Source organism: uncultured Methanobrevibacter sp., assembly GCF_900314615.1.
GTDB lineage: Archaea > Methanobacteriota > Methanobacteria > Methanobacteriales > Methanobacteriaceae > Methanocatella.
In genome coordinates, this window is sequence record NZ_OMWA01000001.1 from 20428 (window position 1) to 42160 (window position 21733).

20 protein-coding genes are annotated in these 21733 nt (G+C 33.5%); 12 read left to right on the top strand and 8 right to left on the bottom strand.

Annotation, left to right across the window (positions count from 1 at the left end; translation table 11 throughout):
- Positions 1-250 precede the first annotated feature (250 nt).
- The 4 genes from QZN33_RS00125 to QZN33_RS00140 are packed head-to-tail and all read left to right on the top strand — an operon-like array spanning position 251 to position 3382.
- The gene (locus QZN33_RS00125) at positions 251-1486 is read left to right on the top strand and encodes an LL-diaminopimelate aminotransferase (protein WP_296788013.1); all 1236 of its coding nucleotides are present in this window, start codon (positions 251-253) and stop codon (positions 1484-1486) included.
- A gap of 9 nt (positions 1487-1495) precedes the next feature.
- Positions 1496-2188: a DUF6882 domain-containing protein gene (locus tag QZN33_RS00130; RefSeq protein WP_296788014.1), complete on the top strand. Its 693-nt coding sequence runs from the start codon at positions 1496-1498 to the stop codon at positions 2186-2188.
- A 7-nt stretch (positions 2189-2195) separates the two neighbouring features.
- Positions 2196-2792 carry a DUF6891 domain-containing protein gene (locus QZN33_RS00135; RefSeq protein ID WP_296788016.1) on the top strand — a complete coding sequence of 199 codons (597 nt, stop codon included), beginning with the start codon at positions 2196-2198 and terminating at the stop codon, positions 2790-2792.
- Positions 2789-3382 (top strand): hypothetical protein, encoded by a 594-nt coding sequence (locus QZN33_RS00140; protein WP_296788018.1) that lies wholly within the window; start codon positions 2789-2791, stop codon positions 3380-3382. Before QZN33_RS00135 ends, QZN33_RS00140 begins: the two co-directional genes overlap by 4 nt.
- Positions 3383-3499: 117 nt before the next feature.
- Here the strand turns inward: QZN33_RS00140 and QZN33_RS00145 are convergent, their stop codons facing one another.
- The 5 genes from QZN33_RS00145 to QZN33_RS00165 all read right to left on the bottom strand — a co-directional run bounded on the left by QZN33_RS00145 (position 3500) and on the right by QZN33_RS00165 (position 10128).
- Complete coding sequence (locus tag QZN33_RS00145; protein WP_296788020.1) at positions 3500-4114, bottom strand: hypothetical protein; 615 nt, start codon at positions 4112-4114, stop codon at positions 3500-3502.
- Entirely contained in the window at positions 4104-5855 is a 1752-nt protein-coding gene (locus QZN33_RS00150; protein ID WP_296788022.1) for a glycosyltransferase, read from the bottom strand. The genes QZN33_RS00145 and QZN33_RS00150 overlap by 11 nt, the downstream gene beginning before the upstream one ends.
- A gap of 9 nt (positions 5856-5864) precedes the next feature.
- Positions 5865-6254 carry a response regulator gene (locus QZN33_RS00155; RefSeq protein WP_296788024.1) on the bottom strand — a complete coding sequence of 130 codons (390 nt, stop codon included), beginning with the start codon at positions 6252-6254 and terminating at the stop codon, positions 5865-5867.
- Positions 6255-6359: 105 nt separating this feature from the next.
- Positions 6360-8228, bottom strand: a complete 1869-nt coding sequence (locus QZN33_RS00160; protein WP_296788027.1) for a sensor histidine kinase — start codon at positions 8226-8228, stop codon at positions 6360-6362.
- The gene (locus tag QZN33_RS00165; protein WP_296788031.1) at positions 8218-10128 is read right to left on the bottom strand and encodes a histidine kinase dimerization/phosphoacceptor domain -containing protein; all 1911 of its coding nucleotides are present in this window, start codon (positions 10126-10128) and stop codon (positions 8218-8220) included. The genes QZN33_RS00160 and QZN33_RS00165 overlap by 11 nt, the downstream gene beginning before the upstream one ends.
- 185 nt (positions 10129-10313) lie before the next feature.
- Here QZN33_RS00165 and QZN33_RS00170 point away from each other — a divergent pair, with 185 nt between their 5' ends.
- The 5 genes from QZN33_RS00170 to fdhD all read left to right on the top strand — a co-directional run bounded on the left by QZN33_RS00170 (position 10314) and on the right by fdhD (position 16365).
- Positions 10314-11333, top strand: coding sequence for an adenylosuccinate synthetase (locus QZN33_RS00170; protein ID WP_296788034.1), 1020 nt, complete (start codon positions 10314-10316; stop codon positions 11331-11333).
- 58 nt (positions 11334-11391) lie between these two features.
- On the top strand, positions 11392-11832 hold the full coding sequence (locus tag QZN33_RS00175) for a cyclophilin-like fold protein (RefSeq protein ID WP_296788038.1): 441 nt from the start codon (positions 11392-11394) through the stop codon (positions 11830-11832).
- A gap of 53 nt (positions 11833-11885) precedes the next feature.
- The gene (locus QZN33_RS00180; protein ID WP_296788041.1) at positions 11886-14348 is read left to right on the top strand and encodes an ATP-binding cassette domain-containing protein; all 2463 of its coding nucleotides are present in this window, start codon (positions 11886-11888) and stop codon (positions 14346-14348) included.
- A gap of 13 nt (positions 14349-14361) precedes the next feature.
- Positions 14362-15471, top strand: coding sequence for an aldo/keto reductase (locus QZN33_RS00185; protein ID WP_296788044.1), 1110 nt, complete (start codon positions 14362-14364; stop codon positions 15469-15471).
- A gap of 63 nt (positions 15472-15534) precedes the next feature.
- Positions 15535-16365 (top strand): formate dehydrogenase accessory sulfurtransferase FdhD, encoded by an 831-nt coding sequence (fdhD, locus tag QZN33_RS00190; RefSeq protein WP_296788047.1) that lies wholly within the window; start codon positions 15535-15537, stop codon positions 16363-16365.
- 3 nt (positions 16366-16368) lie between these two features.
- Here the strand turns inward: fdhD and QZN33_RS00195 are convergent, their stop codons facing one another.
- The gene (locus QZN33_RS00195) at positions 16369-17124 is read right to left on the bottom strand and encodes a HesA/MoeB/ThiF family protein (protein ID WP_296788079.1); all 756 of its coding nucleotides are present in this window, start codon (positions 17122-17124) and stop codon (positions 16369-16371) included.
- 8 nt (positions 17125-17132) lie between these two features.
- Entirely contained in the window at positions 17133-18140 is a 1008-nt protein-coding gene (locus QZN33_RS00200) for a 7-cyano-7-deazaguanine synthase (RefSeq protein ID WP_296788081.1), read from the bottom strand.
- A gap of 400 nt (positions 18141-18540) precedes the next feature.
- On the opposite strand from QZN33_RS00200, the gene QZN33_RS00205 reads away from it, so the two are divergent.
- The gene (locus QZN33_RS00205) at positions 18541-19842 is read left to right on the top strand and encodes a GMC family oxidoreductase N-terminal domain-containing protein (protein ID WP_296788396.1); all 1302 of its coding nucleotides are present in this window, start codon (positions 18541-18543) and stop codon (positions 19840-19842) included.
- Positions 19839-20039, top strand: a complete 201-nt coding sequence (locus QZN33_RS00210; protein ID WP_296788083.1) for a MoaD/ThiS family protein — start codon at positions 19839-19841, stop codon at positions 20037-20039. The genes QZN33_RS00205 and QZN33_RS00210 overlap by 4 nt, the downstream gene beginning before the upstream one ends.
- 3 nt (positions 20040-20042) lie before the next feature.
- On the opposite strand, the gene QZN33_RS00215 is transcribed toward QZN33_RS00210, so the two are convergent.
- On the bottom strand, positions 20043-20519 hold the full coding sequence (locus QZN33_RS00215) for a class I SAM-dependent methyltransferase (protein WP_296788399.1): 477 nt from the start codon (positions 20517-20519) through the stop codon (positions 20043-20045).
- Positions 20520-20708: 189 nt separating this feature from the next.
- Between QZN33_RS00215 and QZN33_RS00220 the strand changes: the two genes are divergently transcribed.
- Complete coding sequence (locus QZN33_RS00220) at positions 20709-21662, top strand: ABC transporter substrate-binding protein (RefSeq protein WP_296788085.1); 954 nt, start codon at positions 20709-20711, stop codon at positions 21660-21662.
- Positions 21663-21733 lie beyond the last annotated feature (71 nt).

A 21733-nucleotide genomic window follows, 5' to 3' on the forward strand; every position in this document is an offset into this window, starting at 1 on the left:
AAATATTTTCATGACTATTTAAATATATTGAAAATTTTCTTAATTTCTTAAAAAATAATTTAAAACTTATTATATCTATTGTAACGGGGTTTAATTAGCTTATTTAATAAATTAGCAGTATTATTTTGATTTTAAATTTTCAAAATATTTTTTTAATTTAATTCAAAATATGAATTTTTTGTGCATACATTCAATTTATATATTTTTAAATTATAATATAAATTAGATTAATAATTATGAGGAATCTATTATGGTTGTTAAAATTAATGAAAACTATCTTAAATTAAAAAGTAGTTACCTTTTTGTAGAAGTTGCAAGAAGGGAAGCAGAATTCAGAGAAGCACACCCTGATGCAGATGTAATTAAAATGGGAATCGGGGATGTAACAAAACCGTTAGCACCAGCTGTAGTAGAAGCATTTGGCAAAGCTGTAGATGAAATGGGAAATGCAGATACTTTCATGGGATATGGTCCTGAACAAGGTTACGAATTTTTAGCTGACGCTATTATCAAAAATGATTATGAACCGTTAGGCATTTCACTTGATACCAATGAAGTGTTTATCAGTGACGGAGCAAAATGTGATACAGGTAATATTCAGGAAATATTTGGCATTGACAATAAAATTGCTGTAACTGACCCTGTTTATACTGTTTATGTAGATACTAATGTAATGGCAGGAAGAACCGGCGAAATGGGTGAAGATGGAATGTATGAAGGTTTAACATACCTCAAATGTAATGCAGAAAATAATTTCGTCCCAGAACTTCCGGCTGAACCAGTAGATATCATTTATTTATGTTATCCTAACAACCCAACAGGCACTACTCTTACAAAAGATCAGTTAAAAGTATTTGTTGATTATGCAATCGAAAACAAAGCTATTATCTTATTCGATGCCGCTTATGAAATATTCATTAGAGAAGATAATGTTCCACACAGTATTTTTGAAATTGAAGGAGCAAAAGAAGTTGCAATTGAATTCAGAAGCTTTTCAAAAACTGCAGGATTTACCGGAACCCGTTGCGGATACACAGTTGTTCCTAAAGAATTAAAAGCATATGACAGTGAAGGAAATGCAGTTGACGTAAATCCTTTATGGAACAGAAGACAAACCACCAAATTCAACGGTGCTTCATATCCTGTACAAAGAGCAGCTGAAGCAGTTTTCTCTCCTGAAGGTAAAAAACAAATCAATGACGCTATCGATTATTATATGGAAAATGCCAAAATCATCAGGGAAAGCTTATCAGACATAGGTCTTGACGTATATGGTGGAGTAAGTTCACCTTATGTCTGGGTAAAAACTCCTAACGATATGGATTCCTGGGATTTCTTTGACATATTATTGAATGAGGCTAATATTGTTGGAACTCCAGGTTCCGGATTCGGTCCTAGTGGTGAAGGTTATTTAAGACTCACTGCATTCAATACTTTAGAAAATACAAAAGAAGCTATGGATAGAATATCCAAATTAGAATTTTAGGTGTTAATGTTGAAAGAAAAATTTGAAAAACCTGTACAAGTTGAAGACGGAGACACTTTTAAAGTAGTACTATCAAAATACGGCGCTATTGCATTGGAAAAACAAGAAAGCTTATCACAACTTATTGGTGAAACTCCAGGCGATTTAGATATTGAAAATGGAACTCTTTCATTTGGAGATATTACAGTTCCAATCCAGATTATTGGTTTTCATGACGCAGACGCAAAGCAATGGTCATGGGCATGGGACAATGAAGAAATATTCGGAAAAAATTTGATTAAATCAGCTGTTCAAATGAAAGCTATTGGTGATGAGTTCGATATTCCTGAATTCAATACTCCTGTGATTAATACGGATATAAGTGACTGCCACACATTATCAATGTGTACTATCGGTATTTTAAAGATGGATGCTTATTATGCGGTTTCCGAAGAAGGTTTAGATATTTTTGTTGCAATTGAATCCGATTTAATCAAAGAAGATAATTCCTTATTGAACTTCAGAAATACTTTTTACAATTTCCAAAAGAATTTCAAAATCTATCCTAAGATTGCATTTGAATCTTATACCAAACTTAAAGGATACGGATATAAGCCACATGATGAGTTTGCTGTAGCTAAAATCCGTGAAAGCCGTATAATTGTAGGATTCACTGAAAGAGGCAATGTAACTCGTATATTAATGTATGATGAAGAAGAATAGTGATATTATGGATTCTGATTTAGTTGAAGAAATTGAATATATGATTGAAGTATTGACTAAATCAGGATTTTTTAATGTCGATGAAATTGTAGAGATATTGGAAGATCAGTTCATTGAGGAAGATATTGATTTTTCTCAATTTGAGATTTCTTTAAATGATTTCGACAATGTCAATTTCAGTAAGCTTGAAAAGGTTTTTGATTCATTGGTTAAACGTGATATCGTAGCAATCCATAACTGCGGCTATGATATTGAAGAAGGTGTCAGTGATGCTTTTGAACTTCAAGTTCATCTTTTAAATAACAAGTTCGATCCTTCCGGCTTTTGTTTTTATACATTTGACGATGTTGAAGAAGCCATTTGGGAAAACAAATTAAAAATCACATTTGGTGACTTTGAAAATAACGAACAAAAGGCAGTAGATATTGGAGAGATTGTTGCTGAAAGTCTAAAATCTGAAGGATTTTCTATTCTTTGGGATGGGACTGTTAAAAATCAGATTGAAATAAATCCATTTAAATGGGATAAATCATTTAATGATGACAATGAATATGAAATGGAAGGAGCTTATGCTAATTTTATTAATGATAAGGTGTTAAAATGAATGTCAGATCACTAAAATTAATTCGTGAAGTAATGTTGAATTCAGCTAAATTAACTTCTGTCGAAATAGCTCAGGATTCTATATATCTTGAATTTAAAGATGTTGAGCTTGGAATTCCAAAAGAAAGTGAAGACTTTCCTTTAACAGTTCGATTTGCAGTTGATTCTTTCATAACTGCTTTCTATAATAATATCTGGGATATTGACTTTTTAGCTAAATACAATTTCAAAAAGCAGATATTAAGTGAGGAAGTTTTATATGATGTCGTTGAAGTAAAATTCATAGACTTCGAGTATCTCAATACCTTTTTCTATAACTATAAGAAGGAAAAAACAATTTCAGTTGTGGATGACTTTGATATTCACAATATCAGAAATGATTTTTTCATGTTGATTGAAACAAAAGAGATTGCTCTTGTTGTTGGTGGAAACCAGATGGACTTTTTCTCAAAATATGAAAGACTGGATGACGCTTCATTAAGGGAACTGTCAAATCAGTGGATGCTTGCCTTTTTGAAATATCACTTAAAAAGAAACATAATTAAAAATCCTTTATTCGAAAATCATCCTTTGATGTATACGAAAAAATAATTTTATCATATTTTTGTTTTTAAAAATAAAATAATTAATTTAATAGATATTATAATTGATTTAAATTACATATCTATTATAATTATTAACTCTTTTTTTTAATTTGATGGCATGAAATCAATGACCGGTTATTGTATTGAAGACATGTTGAATTCCTGAAATGAATCCGTTATAATTATTGTTGTGGATATTGCTCATGTCATCTTCAACACGATCATCAACTTCTTTGATGAATGTTGAATTGTTGTAGTCATGAGTTGTGAAATAATGTACCTGTATTGCATAGTTTGTATCTTCTTTAGCAAATACGTAGTTTACTCCAACATGGTTCCAAGTTGTGTTGGTATTTCTAGAAGGATTTGAGAAATATTGTTTGGAAACATGCACTCCGGATAATGTCTTATTATCGTTTTTAAGAACTTTATATCCTCCATCTTCCATGGCCCGGAATTTCGCCTCAGATATTGATGTAATATGGTCTTCCGGCCAATCGTCCCAAAGGTCCATAAACACATATCCATTAGTGATTGCATGCGGTGTTTTTGACTGGTTTGTTAAGTTCATTTCGTCCGTAGTATTCCATGCCTGTGGAACAACAGCAATACTATGACCGAATTCTACAGTTTTATCTGTTTGAAAGCTTAAAAAGCTATTTATTCCATTAATATTGGCTGCAATGAAGATTATAATGACTATAATGATTATAGTATGGAGTATATCTTTATTTCTCATTATTTTTTCCTCCTTTATGTACAGTTTTGGACCATTTTCTTTCTTTTCTGCTCATCATGGAGTACATTGTTAAGAAAAACAATGGAATTAAGTGGAAACAGTAAATATAATATTTCACAATGTCTTTAATAGCTTCAAAAAATCCTAATTTGTCTCTTGCAAGAGAAAATATTATCCCTGGGAAAAATGCAACAGCAGATAATATACCAACAATAAATGGAGCTTCCATTCTGATTAATGTAACGTTATGGAAAAAGAACCATGATATTGCATTAAGGATTGTGATGATGAAACCAAAGAATATAAGTAAATTAAAACTGTAAAATGAAATGTGTTCTATAACATTAAATTTTTTTGTTATGGAAATTTTTGACCTTAATATCTGTGGGAAGTAAACAAATAAAGTTTCGAAGTTTCCTATTGCCCATCTTGTTCTTTGTCTGAAAAATGCTTTCCAATCAGTTACCGCTTCCTGATAAACTGCACAGTCTCCACAGTAACTAATTTTTCCGCCATTGAGGATAATTTTAATAGCTAAATTCAAATCTTCAGTTACAGCAAATCCGTCCCATCTTCCTGAATCGATAATAGCTTGTTTTCTTACAAACTGGCCGTTACCTCCTAAAAATCCTGTATGGTCTAAATTATCTTTAGCGATTAAAGTGTTTGCGAATGTTGTAAATTCCACATGCTGCATACGAGCTAAAAAATTCTCATTTTTGTTAAACATTTTAACTCTTGTCTGAACACCTTCAATGTCATCGTGAATATATGGAATAACTTTTTTTAAATAATCTGGTTTAATCTGTGTATCTGCATCGAAAACTCCAATAATTTCTCCTCGGGATAATGTCAATGCATCATTTAAAACGAAACCTTTACCTTTTCCTGATCTAGGAGGGTGTCTTGTAACTATCTTAAGCTGAGGAAATTCACTTTTCAGTCCTGATAAGATTTCTCCGGTACTGTCAGTTGAACCGTCATTAACAACTATCAGCTCATATTGAGGTTCACCCTCTTCATTATGGTAATCAATTTGGCATACGCTTCTAATTGTATCTTCAATGGTAAACTCTTCGTTGTGAGCCGGAATAAAAATGCTTACAAAAGGATATTCTTTTAATGGTTCTGGTTTTTTCTGTTTTTTTAAACTGACAATTGAATTAATCAGCATAGCTCCAGTTGGGATTAAAAGAACCCATTGAAGCCAGGTAGCATTTCTTGATAAAACTGCAATAATGATTAATGAAATACAAAGAATTAAAAGTAGACTTGAATCTGATTTTTCTATTAAAAGTTCAGTACTTTTTTCTTGAAGTTTAGATTGAGCTTCCTTAACACTTTTCATGTTCTGTTCATGTTTTCTAAGGGCAACTGCCATTGCTCTTTGAAGTTCATCTTCATCAAGAGGCTTAATCAGATATCCAAATGGATTACTCATTAGCAATTTATCGATAGTTTCGTTAAACAAATCTCCGATAATGATTATAACTGGAATATTGTACAATTCCAAATCATCAGTCAATTCAATCAAGTCAATGCCTTCAATTTCTGAATCTAGAAATATCAGATTAACAGACAATTCCTCAACTTTTTTGAATATGTCTGATTTATCGGATGCTGAACCTACATAGTCATAATCGTAGTTATCTACATATTCCTCTACAGTAGATAACATTTCACTGTTCTGACTAATTGCAAAAATTCTTGGTTTGCCTTCAATTAATTCGTATTCAGTCATGTAAAATCATTATTCAGTAAATCCGCTAGCGTCATCAAGTTTTTTTTCTTCTAGTCTTGCACGATTTATTGTAATTTTGAGAGTTTTATCTAATTTTTGTATATCGTAAGGTTTTGAGACAAATCCGTATGATCCTTTTACATTAGATTTTTCGAAGGTGTCTGTATCTGTGTTTGCGGTTAAATATATAATTGGAATTCTTAATTCGGAAATAATTTCTGCTGCTTCAATCCCTTCCATATCTCCTTTTAACTTGATGTCCATTAAAACAACATCTGGAACAGTTTCTGCGGCGGTGTCAATAGCGTCTTGTCCAGTATCTACTGTATCTACAATTTCGTATCCTAATTCTTCTAAACTGTATTTTAAATCTAATGCTGTAATCGCTTCGTCTTCCACAATTAATATTCTTTCATTCATTTTAAACCACCCTCATAACATTAAAATTTCTATTGCTTATTTTATATATATTTTAAGTAATTTTTCACAAATTGCTTTTTTTCATTATCCTTCAATTGTGTGTTCCATATCTAATGGGAATGTTAATTTATATCCAGTTCCATTTTCATGCTGGTATAATTCTATATGTCCGTCTAACTGCTTTGTCAGATTTTTAATTATCTCACATCCTAAATTTTTAGAGATTTTTGACGGATCTTCTATTCCAACACCATTGTCTTTAAGAATCAATTCACCGGTTTGCGGGTCAATCTTACTTATTTTCTTGTAGATTACTTTATCAGGCACACTTTTATCAGGGAATGCATGTTTGATAGCATTCATGGTCAATTCATCAATAACTAACAATAAAGGCGTAATAACTTCTATGGTTAAGTTAATGTCACTGTCAACTTCTGATATGAATTGAATTCCATCCCTTAATCCAATGAGATTTGTCATTTGGCTGTCTTGATCAACAATATACTCTTTTAAGTTGATGTTTTTGAAATCAGTGGTATTGTATGTTTTTTCATGCAAAATAGCCAATGAAGATAACCTTGATTGCATATGATCAATGATTATATTTGGTTTATCTTTATAAGCTCTTTTTTCCAGGTTTAAGAAACTGTTCAGTACCTGCAGGTTGTTTTTAACCCTGTGGTGCACTTCTTTAATCAATACTTGCTGATGTTCATTAGCTTCAACCAGTTCTTTCTGTTTTTCACGGTCTTCGGTAACATCAGTTATAAATCCGATACTGTGGTTGGTTTCTCCAAATTCAAAGCGTTCAAGATATATTTCACATATTTTCTGCTTATTGTCATTGCCATGAACTTTGTATGTGAATGTTTCTTCAAGCTCTTCAATTTCTCCTTTGACCAGCTTTTTTATTTTTTCCTTAACATTATCTTCAACAATGTATTCGAGAACTTTTTTGCTGTGATAATATTTTTCAGGGTCTACTTCTATTAAATTGAAATAGCCTTCGGAAAACTCATAGTGTTTTGTGTTCAATGGATCAATTAATAATGCGAGTTTAGTACTGTTTTTAAAACCTTTTAATAAGAAATCAACAGGTCTTGTCATTTTTCTATTGCTGTCAGTACTTACGTCCTTCATTAAACCGTATCTGTTCAGTAAATTGCCGTCTTCATCAAATTTGGAATAAAGGTTTACTTCAACATATTTTAAAATTCCGTCATCAGTTTTGATTCTAATGATTGAGTCATAAGTTGTTTTACCGTGATCCAGTTCTTTAAGTATTTTTTCAACTAACGGCTTGTCTTCAGGGATAACCAAATCGAAGACAATATTATAATATTCGTCGTTTTCTTCACGTGTACGGTTAATGATATTATAGATTCCCTGAGTCCATGTGTATCGGTCATTTATCTTATAATAACTTCCGGTCTGTGAGAAGTATTCAATTAGATTTGCTTTTTCATCATTGCTGTCTTCCGGAACTGCAAATCTTGTTTCCTGATTGTCTCTGTGGTCTGAAATTAAGATTATCTTATCCATATCATAGATGATTTTAACATTTGAAAATCGGGCTAATTTTTCATGGAAATGATAATAAAAAATCATCCGTTTTGTTTCTTTTGTTTCATAAACTTGTCTTAGGGGATCTGCTAAAACCTTAAAAAAACCAGGGGAGGTTTTACTCAGTAAACGACCCGCAACATCTTTTTGTTTAATGTTTCCTCGAACTAAAGCCCCTAATCCTAATCTCTGCACGATGAAATCTTCACCATCATTGTGAGGAAGGAATACATCAATATCATTCGAAATCTCATTTAATGTAGTCTCAAAAGGCATAAATGGAGCTTCAAATTCCTGAGGGACTTGTTTAAATAATTCCTTTTCCGTAATATCGTAGATATGAACTTCTTCCATATCTTCTAACTGACGATACGTTTTTTCAATTTTCATTTAAGTCACCTGCTGTTTTCTCATAGTATTCATCTAGTGAATGATCAAAGTTTATTGGAAATATGATTCTAAAACCTGTTCCCACATCACAATCTAATATTTCTAATTCTCCGTTAATTTGTCTTGTTAAGTTATTTATGATTTCCCATCCTAAATTATGATTAATTAATGATTCCGGATTTTTAAGACCTACTCCATTATCTTTTAGGATTAATTCACATATATGTTCATCAATATAGTTGATTTCTTTGGAAATGGTCTTGTTAGGCATTTCAGGGTCTGGGAATGCATGTTTTATTGCATTCATTGTAAGTTCATCAACTATTAATAGCAATGGGGTAATTACATCCATTGACAGATGAATTTGCGGGTCTATTTCTGATTCAAAGTTAATGTCTTTTGCAATGAAAAGTGAATGTAGGGTATCATCCTGGTCATGCATGTAATCATTAAGATTGATGTTGATGAAATCATCTGTGTTGTATGTCTTTTCATGGAGCAGTGCCAGTGAAGCTAAACGTGCCTGCATATTGTCTAAAATAGTGTTAGGATCGTTTTTATATGCTCTTCTTTCCAGATTAAGGAAACTGTTTAGCACCTGCAGGTTATTTTTAACCCTGTGATGCACTTCTTTAATTAAAATATTTTTGGTGGCATTAGATTCCATCAGTTCCTGTTGTTTTTTGCGAGCATAGGTGATATCAGTTAAAAATCCGATACTGTGGCTTTTATTTCCGTATTGGAATTTTTCAATGAACAGTTCACAGATTTTTTGATTGTTTTCATCACCGTTCACATAATATGTAAAAATAACATTTACTTCATTTATTTCATTGTTAATTAACTTTTTAAGTTGTTCTCTGACTTCCTCTTCAGCAATATTGTTTATTATTGATTTGCTGTGGACATATTCTGTTTTTGGAATTTCAACCATCCTGTAGAAGCCTTCACTGAATTCATATCTTTTACTTAATGGCTCTACTAACAGTGACAGTTTGGTATTGTGGTTAAAACCGTTTAACATGAAATCAACTGGTCTGGTCATATGTTTATGTGAATCCACACTAACGTCTTTAAACAGACCATAATGACTTAGTTCATCACCGTTTTCATCAAATTTAGAATATAAGTAAGTATCCAAATATTTTATATGTCCTCCGGGAGTTTTAATACGGATAATATTTTCATAAGTGTCAGTTTCAGGGCTCATAGTTTCAAGAAGCTCTTCAACTAACGGTTTATCTTCAGGGATGACCAGATCAAAAATAATATTATAAAACGCATCGTTAGGTTCTCTTGAACGATTAATGATATTGTAAATACCTGGTGTCCATGTAAATTCGTCCCGGGTTTTATAGTAACTTCCCGTTTGGGAGAAGTATTCAATCATGCTTGCTTTATTTTCATCTTCTTCCCTTTTCTGTTCTTCTATGCTTTTTTCTTTATCCACTTTGTTAATGATATCTGAAATGAGGTAAATCTCATTTTCATCACTTGTAATATGGATGTTTGCAATATTGCTGACTCTGTCGCTGTTATAATAAAATACTCTCATTGCTTTTGTTTCTTTAGTTTCATAAACTTCTTTTAGAGCATCATGGAATACTTCATTATAAAATGGTGATACTTGACTTAATTTACGGCCTTCAACATCAATTAAATTTGCATTGGCTCTTTCTAGAATGCTCCAACCCACACGTTCGACAATAAAGTCTTCACCGTCATCAATTGGCAAGAAAACATTTATGTCTGAAGGCACATGCTTCATAACATTACTGAATCGAACTTTTTCGGGCTTCAGGACTTGGGGAGCGTCTTGAAGGAGTTCAACTTGGTTGAAATTGTAAACCCTCACCTCTTCGACTTTTTCAAGTTCCCTAAATTTCCTTTTAATATGCATATAAATTACCTAATTTTATAAATTATATATTAAATTTTATTTAATATGATATTTATATTATGTGAAAATAATTTTCAGAGTAATAAGTATAATATTGGAAAAACTTTTTAATTAGAAATGATAAAATAGTTAGTGGTATGAAAATTTTACAATTTTCTATAAATAATTTTAAAAGGAGTTATTAAATGACTTGTAGTATTTTAGTTGGTGGAGCATGGGGTGATGAAGGTAAAGGAAAATGTATTACTTACCTTTGTGACAACGATAAACCTGATATTATTGCTCGTGCTGGTGTTGGACCGAATGCAGGGCATTCCGTTGAGTTTAACGGAGAAAAATATGGTTTAAGATTGACCCCATCAGGTTTTGTACATACTGATGCTAAACTCATGATCGGTGCGGGAGTTTTAGTCAATCCGGATGTATTATTTAATGAATTTGAAAAATTAAAAAAATATAATGTCAAAGAAAGAATGTGCGTTGATCCTAGATGCGCCATAATCAGCGAAGACCATATGTCAAGAGATAAGGCATCTGAACATTTGGCTAAAAAAATCGGAAGTACCGGTTCAGGCTGTGGACCTGCAAATTCAGACCGCGTATTAAGAACAATTGACCTTGCAAAAGACATTCCTGAACTTGAAGAATATATTACAGATGTTTCACTTGCATGTAATGAAGCGATTGACAACGGTGAAGATGTATTCATTGAAGGATCACAGGGTTTTGCTCTTTCACTTTACTACGGAACTTATCCTTTTGTAACAAGTAAAGACACCACTGCATCAACATTTGCTGCAGATGTAGGTGTAGGACCAACTAAAGTAGATGAAGTCATTAATGTATTTAAAGCTTATATTTCCCGTGTTGGTGAAGGTCCATTCCCAACAGAAATGACTCAGGAAGAAGCTGAAAGCAAAGGCCTTGAAGAATATGGTGTTGTAACCGGAAGACGTAGAAGAATCGGATACTTTGACATGGAACTTGCAAAAGAGTCCTGCAGAATCAACGGTGCAACTCAAATTGCTTTAACATGTGTTGACAGATTATTTGACTGTGCTCGTGTACAGAACTATGATGATTTGTCTGGCGAAACAAAAGCTTTCATTAATGATATCCAAACTGAAACCGGCGTACCTGTAACTATTATTTCAACAGGTCCGGATTTGAAAGATACAATTGATTTAAGAAAAGAATTGTTATAATTCTTTTTCACTATTTTTTTAATAATTTTTTTATATTATTCTGTTTAAATTATAATATATGCAAATTAATATCCGATTAGTGCTTATCATATTTTTAACTGGTGTAATAACATGCTCTGCGGCAGGTGCTGAAGATATGTCTGATGATATTGTTAAAGTTAAAGTAAACAATTCCACATTTGATGTTAAACTGGAAAATAATTCTGCAACTGCGGAATTGCTCAATGCTCTAAAAAAACAAAATATAACTGTTGAAGCTGCGGATTATGGTAATTTTGAAAAGGTAGGAAGCTTAGGCTTTTCACTGCCAACCAGTGATGAAAATATTCAAACATCCCCCGGAGACATTGTACTGTATCAGGGAAACCAAATCTCTTTGTTCTATGACAGCCATTCATGGAGTTATACAAAACTCGGCAAAATACAGAATGTTGATGCCGCACAACTTAAAGATGTTTTGGGTTCCGGAGATGTTACACTGGAATTCAGTTTAAAATAAGTAATCTATTTTTTCCTAAATTTTATTAATTTTAATTTTTATATATCATTATCATGTACCAAGATATGATAATAATTAGGGGCGCCAGAGTTCATAATCTCAAAAATGTTGATGTGGACATTCCTCTTGGAAAAATCGTTGCAGTCAGCGGCGTTTCCGGAAGCGGTAAATCCTCTCTGGCATTGGGCGTATTATATTCTGAGGGTTCTCGCAGATATTTGGATGCATTGTCAACTTATACTCGGCGTAGAATTTCACAATCTCAAAAAGCTCAGGTTGATATGATTCAGTATGTTCCGGCAGCTTTGGCATTGCATCAGAGACCAAATGTTCCAAATATACGTTCTACATTCGGAACATCAACTGAACTTTTAAATTCATTAAGATTATTGTATTCAAGATGCGGAAATTATACATGTCCAAACGGCCATTTCCTGGAGCCGACTTTAAGTGTCGCCCGTGATATTCCAATAAAATGCCCGGAATGTGGTGTGGAATTCTGGGGATTGGGTGCTGAGGAATATGCATTCAACTCCGATGGTGCCTGTCCGACATGCAGCGGAACAGGTTATATCCGGGATGTCGATACTTCAAAATTAGTTTCAGATGAAAACAAAACCCTTGAAGAAGGTGCAGTTGATGCATGGAACCAGTTTGGTATTTCCTGGATGTATCATGTAGCAGGTGAGCTGGGAGTCAGGATAAATGTGCCGTTTAAGGATCTGACTGATGAGGAAAAGGATATAGTTTATAATGGTCCTGCAGTTAAAAAATACATTAACATTCCTTCTAAAAACGGCAAGTTATTTGAACTGAATGCCGAATATCGTAATGCTCATAAAGCTATTGAAGAAGCTTTAAGAAATGCAAAAACCGAAAAAGGACTAACTAAGATTAATAAATTCCTAACAACTAAAGTATGCAGCGACTGTGAAGGTACCAGATTAAATTCAAAAGCACGTGAAACTTTGTTTGGCGGATTGAATCTCCCTCAGGCATGTCAAATGAACTTAAAAGAACTTGTTTCATGGATTCCTGAAGTTATAAAAGAATTGCCGGATGGTGTTCGAGAAATGGCTTTGGATATTTCTGAGGAATTTATGGACAATGCAAAAATATTGCTTGATTTAGGATTAAGCTATATTTCACTGGACAGGCCTTCAAACACTCTTTCTACCGGTGAACTGCAGAGGGTTCAAATTGCAAAAACCCTGAGAAACCGTACAACCGGGGTACTCTATGTTTTGGATGAACCTTCCATAGGTCTTCATCCTAACAATGTTGACGGGCTAATCAATGTCATAAAAAGACTGGTTGAAGATGGAAATTCAATTATTCTGGTTGATCATGATACAAAAATTTTAAGCATTGCAGATTATATGATTGAAATGGGACCTGAAGCAGGTGCTTGCGGTGGAAATATCATAGCTAAAGGAACTCTTGATGAAATCAAGGCAAATCCATCATCTCAAATCGCTCCATTTTTAACAAACTCTGAGGAAATCATCATAAGAGATAAATCACAGAATATCTTTGAAAACGGTGAAATCAATATCAAAACTTCTCAGATTCACAATGTGCAGGAGATGGATGTTAAAATTCCGAAAGGCAAATTAACTGTAGTCAGCGGAGTTTCAGGAAGCGGCAAAACAACACTGCTTCTTGAAGCATTATATCCTTCAGTTAAAGCATACATCAACGATGAAGATTTGCCTGACGGAGTTAAAGATATTGACTGTGAAGGCATTAAAAAAATAGACTTGATTGACAGTGTTCCAATCGGAAAAAACGTAAGAAGCACTGTTGCAACTTACTCCAAGGTTCTTGATGATTTAAGACGTGAATTTGCCAAGTTAACTGATGAATATAAAATGGCTGACTTTTCATACAATACCGGAAAATTGAGATGTGAAACCTGCAATGGCACAGGGCACGTTTCCATGGATGTGCAGTTCCTTCCTGATGTCGAAATGACCTGTCCGGACTGTAATGGTCTTAGATATGGCCGAAAAGTTGATGAAATAACATATAACGGTTTGTCTATAGCAGACATTATGAGTCTCACTATTGATGAAGCATTAGAGGAGCTGTTTGAGCTTAAAAAAGTCACATCTAAACTGCAGAAACTCTCTGATTTAGGATTGGGTTATCTCACATTGGGTGAAGCCACTCCGAGTTTGTCAGGTGGTGAAGCACAAAGGCTGAAACTGGCTTCTGAAATTGGAAAATCCCAGAAAAATTCAATATTCATCTTTGATGAACCGACAATAGGTCTTCATCCGTTGGATGTAAAGGTTTTAATAGATGTCTTTGATAATCTGATTGGCAAGGGAGCTACTGTTATTGTAATTGAGCATGACCTGGATTTAATAGCAAATGCAGATTACATTATTGATATTGGAATTGGTGAAGATTACAGTGCAGGTGAAATACTTGCCGAAGGCAGTCTGAAAGAAATTATAAATTCTAAAAATAGTTTAACAGGCAAATATCTGGCTGAAAAAGAACTGCTGTGAAGTTGGTGAAATAATGCAGGAAGACATTAACAGATTTGGTTTCGGATTCATGAGATTGCCTTTCAAAAAAGGTGAAATAGACTATGAAAAAACTAATGAGATGGTTGATGAATTCATATCTCGGGGAGGCAAATTCTTTGACACAGGTTTTGATTATCTCGATGAAGAAAGTGAAGTGGCCATTAGAAAAGCTGTTGTTGAGAGATATCCTAGAGATAAGTTCTGCATTTCCGATAAGATGCCTGTCTATACAATGAAACGCAGTGACAATCCCTATGAGATTTTTGAAACTCAGCTTGAACGCTGCGGTGTTGACTATTTTGACTATTATCTGGTTCATGATCCTGAAGACAGGTATTATGAAGGATTATGCAAGGAACTGGATATTTTCAATATCTTAAAGGAATTCAAAAGTCAGGGAAGAATCAAAAGACTCGGATTAAGTCTTCATGACACTCCTGAAGTATTGGATAAGATACTGACGCAACATCCTGAAGTCGAATTCGTACTCCTGCAAATTAACTATAATGATTGGAACAGCTCATATGTTCAATCCAGGCAATGTTATGAAGTTGCTATAAAACACAACAAGCCTGTTTTTGTAATGGGTCCTCTTAAAGGCGGACAGCTGGCAAGGGTAAATGCTAAAGTGAAAAATATATTCAATTCATACAATGACTTGTCCCCTGCACTTTGGGCTTTGGCTTTTGTTTTGAATCTCGAAAATGTTGACATGATTTTAAGCGGAATGTCCAGTCTTGATGAAGTTTGCCAGAACATGGTGTTCATTAAGAATTTCAAAAAGCTAACAGAAAATGAACTCAGAATAATAAGTAAAGCCCGTGATTTGATGGATAATCGTGGCCAAATAGATTGCACTACATGTGATTACTGTAAAAACCACTGTCCTAATGATATTCCCATCTCCAAATACTTTGAATTATATAACTTAAACAAAAATTCAGAAAAATTGAATACTGATTATTATGCGGAATATGACAATCTGGCCTGCGAATTTATAAAGGCATCTGATTGTGATGAATGCGGTATGTGTGAAGATACCTGTCCTCAGCATTTAAGAATTTCAAAAGAGCTTAAAAAGGTCGCCGACCTTTTTGAATAGTTTATTTTTTTTCATTAATTTTAAATATAACAATTGTTAATATTTATAATTGAGGTAGATAAAATGGATTTTTTAAGGCAAAGTGATGTAATTCAATGGGTGGATGGTGAATATAAAACCATCAAGGAAAACAGTGTCGATGATGAATATACTTATCTTTTTATAGATTATTTGCCTCCACGTAAATTTTCAACTTATCCTAAAGACCTGGAGGACTTTGCAGTAGGATACTGTCTTGGTGAAGGATTAATTAAAGACTACAGCGATATCAAATCAATCACCCTGGACGGAACTAATGTTTTGGTTTCAACTACTTTAACACATAATCCTGAAGAAGACCTTGAACAGGAAGGAATTGTTCAGGAGAGAAAAGGCAACTGTGAACATGCATGTGTCTGCAGACTGCTTGAATATAATGGAGTAAACTCGGATAATGCTGGAGGAATACGATCTGAGCTTAAAACAATAGAACCAAATACTTCTGATTTAAAAATCGATGCAACTCAAATTATAAAAGACATTAAACATTTAACAGATGAAGCTAAAATCTGGCAAAAAACAGCAGGTGTGCATGTTGCACAATTGAAATATGAAGACAATATTATCATCCGTGAGGATGTCAGCCGTCACGTTGCAGTTGATAAAGTAATTGGAGCTGCCTCAAAAGAAGGTTATGATTTTTCAAAATGTTATATTTCATACAGTGGAAGAATGCCTGCCGATATGTTAATCAAGGTTATAAGGGTTGGAATTCCTATAATCATATCAAATGCAGCACCTGCATCTTCAGGTATTGATGTGGCCAGAGCAGGTAACATCACTATGATAGGTTTTGTTCGTGACAACAGATTTACTGTTTATACTGCTCCGGAACGTGTAAATTTAAAAAAATAGTGATTAAAGTTCATCTAATGAAAATGAACCTAAATCCAATAAATCAAAAGTCAATATATTTGGAGCAACGGTTACTTTACCCACTCCAGTTATTATTTTATATGCTTCAAACGCTTCAAGACAACCTATCAGGTTTGGTGTAGGTCCGATAACAGGTGGGACTCCTGATGTAACGTTTTTCAATGCATCAACAGTTTCATCATTTAATTCTTTACCTACTGATGGCAAATTGAACATTTCTTCGTATGTTTTATCACTGTTCGGTAAAAATACTGTAATTTGACCCATTGTTCCATGAATTGCACCGTGAATATATGGGATTCCTTTTTCTTTTGCTTTTCTTGACACAATAACTCTTGTAAGCACGTTATCCAGTGCGTCAATAACAATATTGGAATCTCCAATCACTTTATCTATGTTTGTCTGGTCAATATGTTCATTGAATGTTGTAACTTTAACATAGGGATTAATCAGCCTTACTTTTTCAGCAGCTACACTGCTTTTATCAAGTCCCAAATCAGCTATTGATGCTAATGTCTGTCTGTTTAAGTTTGATAGGTCAAATGCATCTTTATCAACCAGAACAAGTTCTCCAATACCCATTCTTGCAAGCATTTCGATGGTTTCACCACCAATTCCACCACAACCAATAACTGTGATTTTTGCATCTTTAAATCTTTGCTGTTCGCTTCTAGTTACTATGCTCATTTGTCGGGAAGCTATTTCCCAGTATCCATCACCTATGTATCTTGTTGGCATTTTTTCACCTAAATATTTCTTCTTAATTTTGGTAATATGTCCATAAATGCATCTAATGCAGTTTCGTAAGTCTCTAAGTCGTATCCTTCAATCAGTCCATTTTCATGGACGGTTATCTTTTCGAGGTTTATCTTTTCATTTGTGCAGGAAATAATCCCGTTCAGTTGCTTTTTGGTTTTTACAATATTTATTGTAAAAGGGAGTTGATATGAAAAACTATTGTTGGTATAATTTATTTTAATAAATTCATCATCATCAATCTGAGATAAATTTACAGCAACACTCTTAAAACCTTGCTTAATGAGTTCAGCATTGATTTGATCATATTTTTTGGAGTTAAACAAGTCTTCTAAATTATCTACTTCAATTATGGTATATTTTTCTAAATCTCTAACTTTTGCAATTTGACATTTTGTGTTTTTTAAAATGTAATTCTCACAATGATTTATTCTTTTGATTTTTTCAGGAGTGGTTTTCGTATTTGTTGGAATTCTTGTTGCAAGACAAGTTGTTGATTTAGAGTAAGGAATATTCTTTAGGTCTAAATATCTATGAATGTCTTTGGAAGTTAATTTAGCGTCTATAAATGGTGTTTCAAATCCTTTTTTATAGGTTATAAGTATTCCTGGTCTGTCAATTACTAAATCACTAATGTTATTGCCGTCACAAATGAAATCAAAACCATTTTCATTAGCTATTTTTTCAATATTGGAATACATCAGGTTTCTGCAGTTATAACATCTGCCTGAATCATTTTTAAGGAACTCTTCTTCATTGAAAAAATTAATGTCGATAATTTCGTGTTTGATTCCAAATCTTTCTGTGAGATTTTTTGTATTTTCAATAAAATCTGACGGAAACAGATGATTATTGATTGTTATAGCTAATGTTTCTTTTGCAACTTTAGAAGATAAATAGGCCATTAAAGTCGAATCGGCACCACCTGAAAACCCAATGGCTACTTTTTTGTCTTTTAAAATTTCTTTAACAATATTAATTTTATCTTCCAAGTTCATTTTATCACGTGTTTTGTTTCTATTGTTTTTTAATAATTTCAGGAGTTGATTTCCAATCAATGTATTATATTTTGATTGGAAATAATAAAACAATTTTGTTAGTTTAAATTGTTTCCTTTGTTTTAATGGTATGTTTCCTGATTCGGAAAAAATAATTGATATATTTAATATAACAATAGTTATTTTTTCCTAAATACACTTTGATAATCTAACTATATAAATCTTTTGAAAAATTTTTTGTAAAAATTATTTTTCTATCATTTTCTGTAATGTCCTTTTAAACATGGTTTAGTTTTAGTAGGTATTTTTTGAATTGGGATATAGAAAAATTTAAATGATTAGATAATCATATAACAATTGTTAATATTGTGGAGGAATTAAAATTTATGATGTTATAGTTATCGGAACTGGTGCCGGAGGGGCTACTGTAGCAAAAGATCTCTCCCAAAACGGCAATAAAGTTCTTGTTCTGGAGAAAGGAAACTTCCAAAAGGACGGAAATTATGTAAAACACATGAAAGTAAAGGATATCAATCTTGAATATGATTTTTCAGATGAGGATAAAATCAGATATCCTTTTTTTACACAGCCTTTGGAACTGACAAATATTGAAGAAATCGGAGGGACAACTACCTCTTCAATAGGAAACGCATGTTTTTCATGCAGCGGGTGCTATACGAATTCGATAATGCAGCAGTTTGAAGATAAAAAATTAGATATATTTGAAGAACTTTTAGAAGCCAGCGGAGAGCTTAATGTAAGATATTTTCCAAGAGAATTATGGGGGAATTCAACAAAGTTGATAGCTGATGCCGGAAATGAGTTGGGATATGTCGTTGAACCCATGCCGAAATTCATAAACTTTGACAAATGTACCTCCTGCGGCAAATGCGTCAATGGGTGTCTGTTTGATGCAAAATGGGATGCAACATACTTTGTAAGTCAGGCAATAAAATACGGATGTGATGTAATCACTGATTTTAATGTATTTGAAGTATTGCATAAAGATAATCATGTTGTAGGTGTCGCCGGAATTGATAAAAACAACTGCAAACATGAATATTTTGCTAAAAATGTAATTGTCAGTGCAGGAGCATTGAATACTCCAATCATACTTAAAAATTCTGGAATTGAAAATGTTGGAAATCACATATTCTTTGACATTTTCACAACAATTGGAGGCTATCTTAAGGATGCCAATCTCAAAAATGAACTGATGATGGGTATTAAGGCGGAATTCGGACCCTATTTTCTATCGCCCCACTATTCTATGCAGCTTCTTCCAAAAATCAGAGAAAAAGGCATTGATGCAGGTGAAAAGGATGTTATTGGTCTGATGTTAAAATTTGCTGATACCAGTATCGGAACAGTTGATTTTGAAGGCAATATTCAAAAGACATTAACCAAGATAGACATTGACCTGATTAAGGAGGGCTATCAAAAAGCTGAAAATATTTTATTGAAATTAGGTGTTCACAGGGAGTCAATTGTTGCTACATCTCTTAAGGGAGCGCATCCCGGAGGGACTGCCGCTGTCGGAGAAGTTGTGGACAATAATTTTGAAAGCGGAATTAAGGGTTTGTATGTTTGTGATGCAAGTGTCATTCCAGAAGCCCCAGGAAGACCACCTATCTTAACAATAGTTGCAATAGCTAAAAAAGTGGCTAAAATTGTAGATAAAAATATTGAGGTGAAAAAATGAAGTACCAATTGAAATTTAAGCAAATAAATGAAACAAGAGAATTTGACGGATTACTGACAGTTAAAGATGTGCTCAATGATTTGGGTCTTTCTTCCCAGACCATTGTTGCAAAACAAAACGGTGAACTCACAATTGAGGAAAGTGTCATTGAAGACGGTGATGAAATTCAATTGATTCAGATTATTTATGGTGGTTAGCAGTTATTTTTCTGCAATAACTACTAATATATATTCATTTTCTTTTTTAAAGCTTTTAACACTACTAAAACCCGCATCAAGTAAATATTTCTCAAGTTCGGGAGCGGTGTAAACGCGCATCCCTTCAACGGTACTCAGCCATTTTTCATCATCAGGATGATTTCCGTCAGTTCCCTGAGCAATCATAAACTTTCCTTTTGGACGGATAATCCTTGAAACTTCCTTGAATGTTTCACCGATATCGGGCCAGAAATAAATGGTTTCAAATGCACTTGCAAGGTCATATTCCTCATCACCGATCGGCATGTCACTGACATCTGCCTGAATAATTCTGCATCTTTTTGCATCAACTGCATCCTGATTTCTATCCTCTGATGCTTTAACGGAAACTTCAGAATAATCAAGTCCGTCGACATTTCCTGATGTTAATTTAAGGAATTTTTCAATATTTACGCCTCCGCCACATCCTATGTCCAGAATGTTATCATTAACGTTATGTCAATGCATTTGAATGCGAATTCAGAAATTTCCCTGTGGTTTTCGTTCATGTTTTCAATTGTCTCAAATCATTCCTCTCCGTGAGGTTTCATGCACTGTGTTATTTTTTCAGCCACCATATTATCAAAACTTTTAATAATTTTTTAAATATATTTATATTTAGGTGATTTAATGGATAAAAAAATTGTCGCTATTATTCTGATAATTATTGCTGTTGTCATCGGCGGAGCGTATTACACTTCACATTCCGATGATAATATCATGACTATAGGATATCTGCCTTCTGACCATGATGCGGCATTGTTTGTAGCCAATTCTCAGGGTGAATTTGCAAAACATGGCGTTCACATCAAACTGGTCCAGTTCAACAACGGCGGGGACTTGATGACCGCTATGGCCAGCGGGGATGTTGAAGTCGGTTATGTGGGAATAACTCCTGTTTTATCTTCAATTGAAAAAGGTGTTCCTGTTAAAGTAATATCTGCCGCTCAAAGTGAAGGATCAGCAATTGTTGTTTCTCCAAATTCAGGAATAAGTTCTGTTTCAGACCTTCAAGGTAAAAAAATAGCTACTCCTGGTGAGGCATCAATTCAGCATATGCTGCTTTCATATTACTTGAATCAAAGCGGAATGAAGATTGGTGATGTAAAGGTTTCTGCTATGAAAGTTCCTTCCATGAATGATGCTTTAAAGACACACCAAATCGACGGTATGATTACATATGAACCTTATGTATCTACAGCAGTAGCTGACGGAAACACTCTGCTTGCTTCTTCATCAGATATACTGCCAAATCATCCGTGCTGTGTTGTTGTTGCATCCCAGGACTATTTAAACAGACATCCTAATGAAACCAAGGCATTGCTTAATATTCACGCTAATGAAACCAAATACATCAATGATAAAATAGCTGATGGAAATACTCAGGAAATCGTTGACCATTTGCCTGATGACATTATTACAAATAAGAATGTTGAAAAGGATTCAATTGAAAGTTTTCCGTTAATTTCAGGTTTGAATGAAAGCTTTAAAAAGGATGTAATGGACTTTATGAATCTTGAAGTTCAGTTGGGTGTTTTAAAGAAACCTTTAACTCAAGAACAAATTTTCTGGGACGGTAAATAATTTTACCTCTCACTTTTTTAATTTTTTTTTGTTGATAATCTTTATATATCAGAAAAAATATAACAATAGTT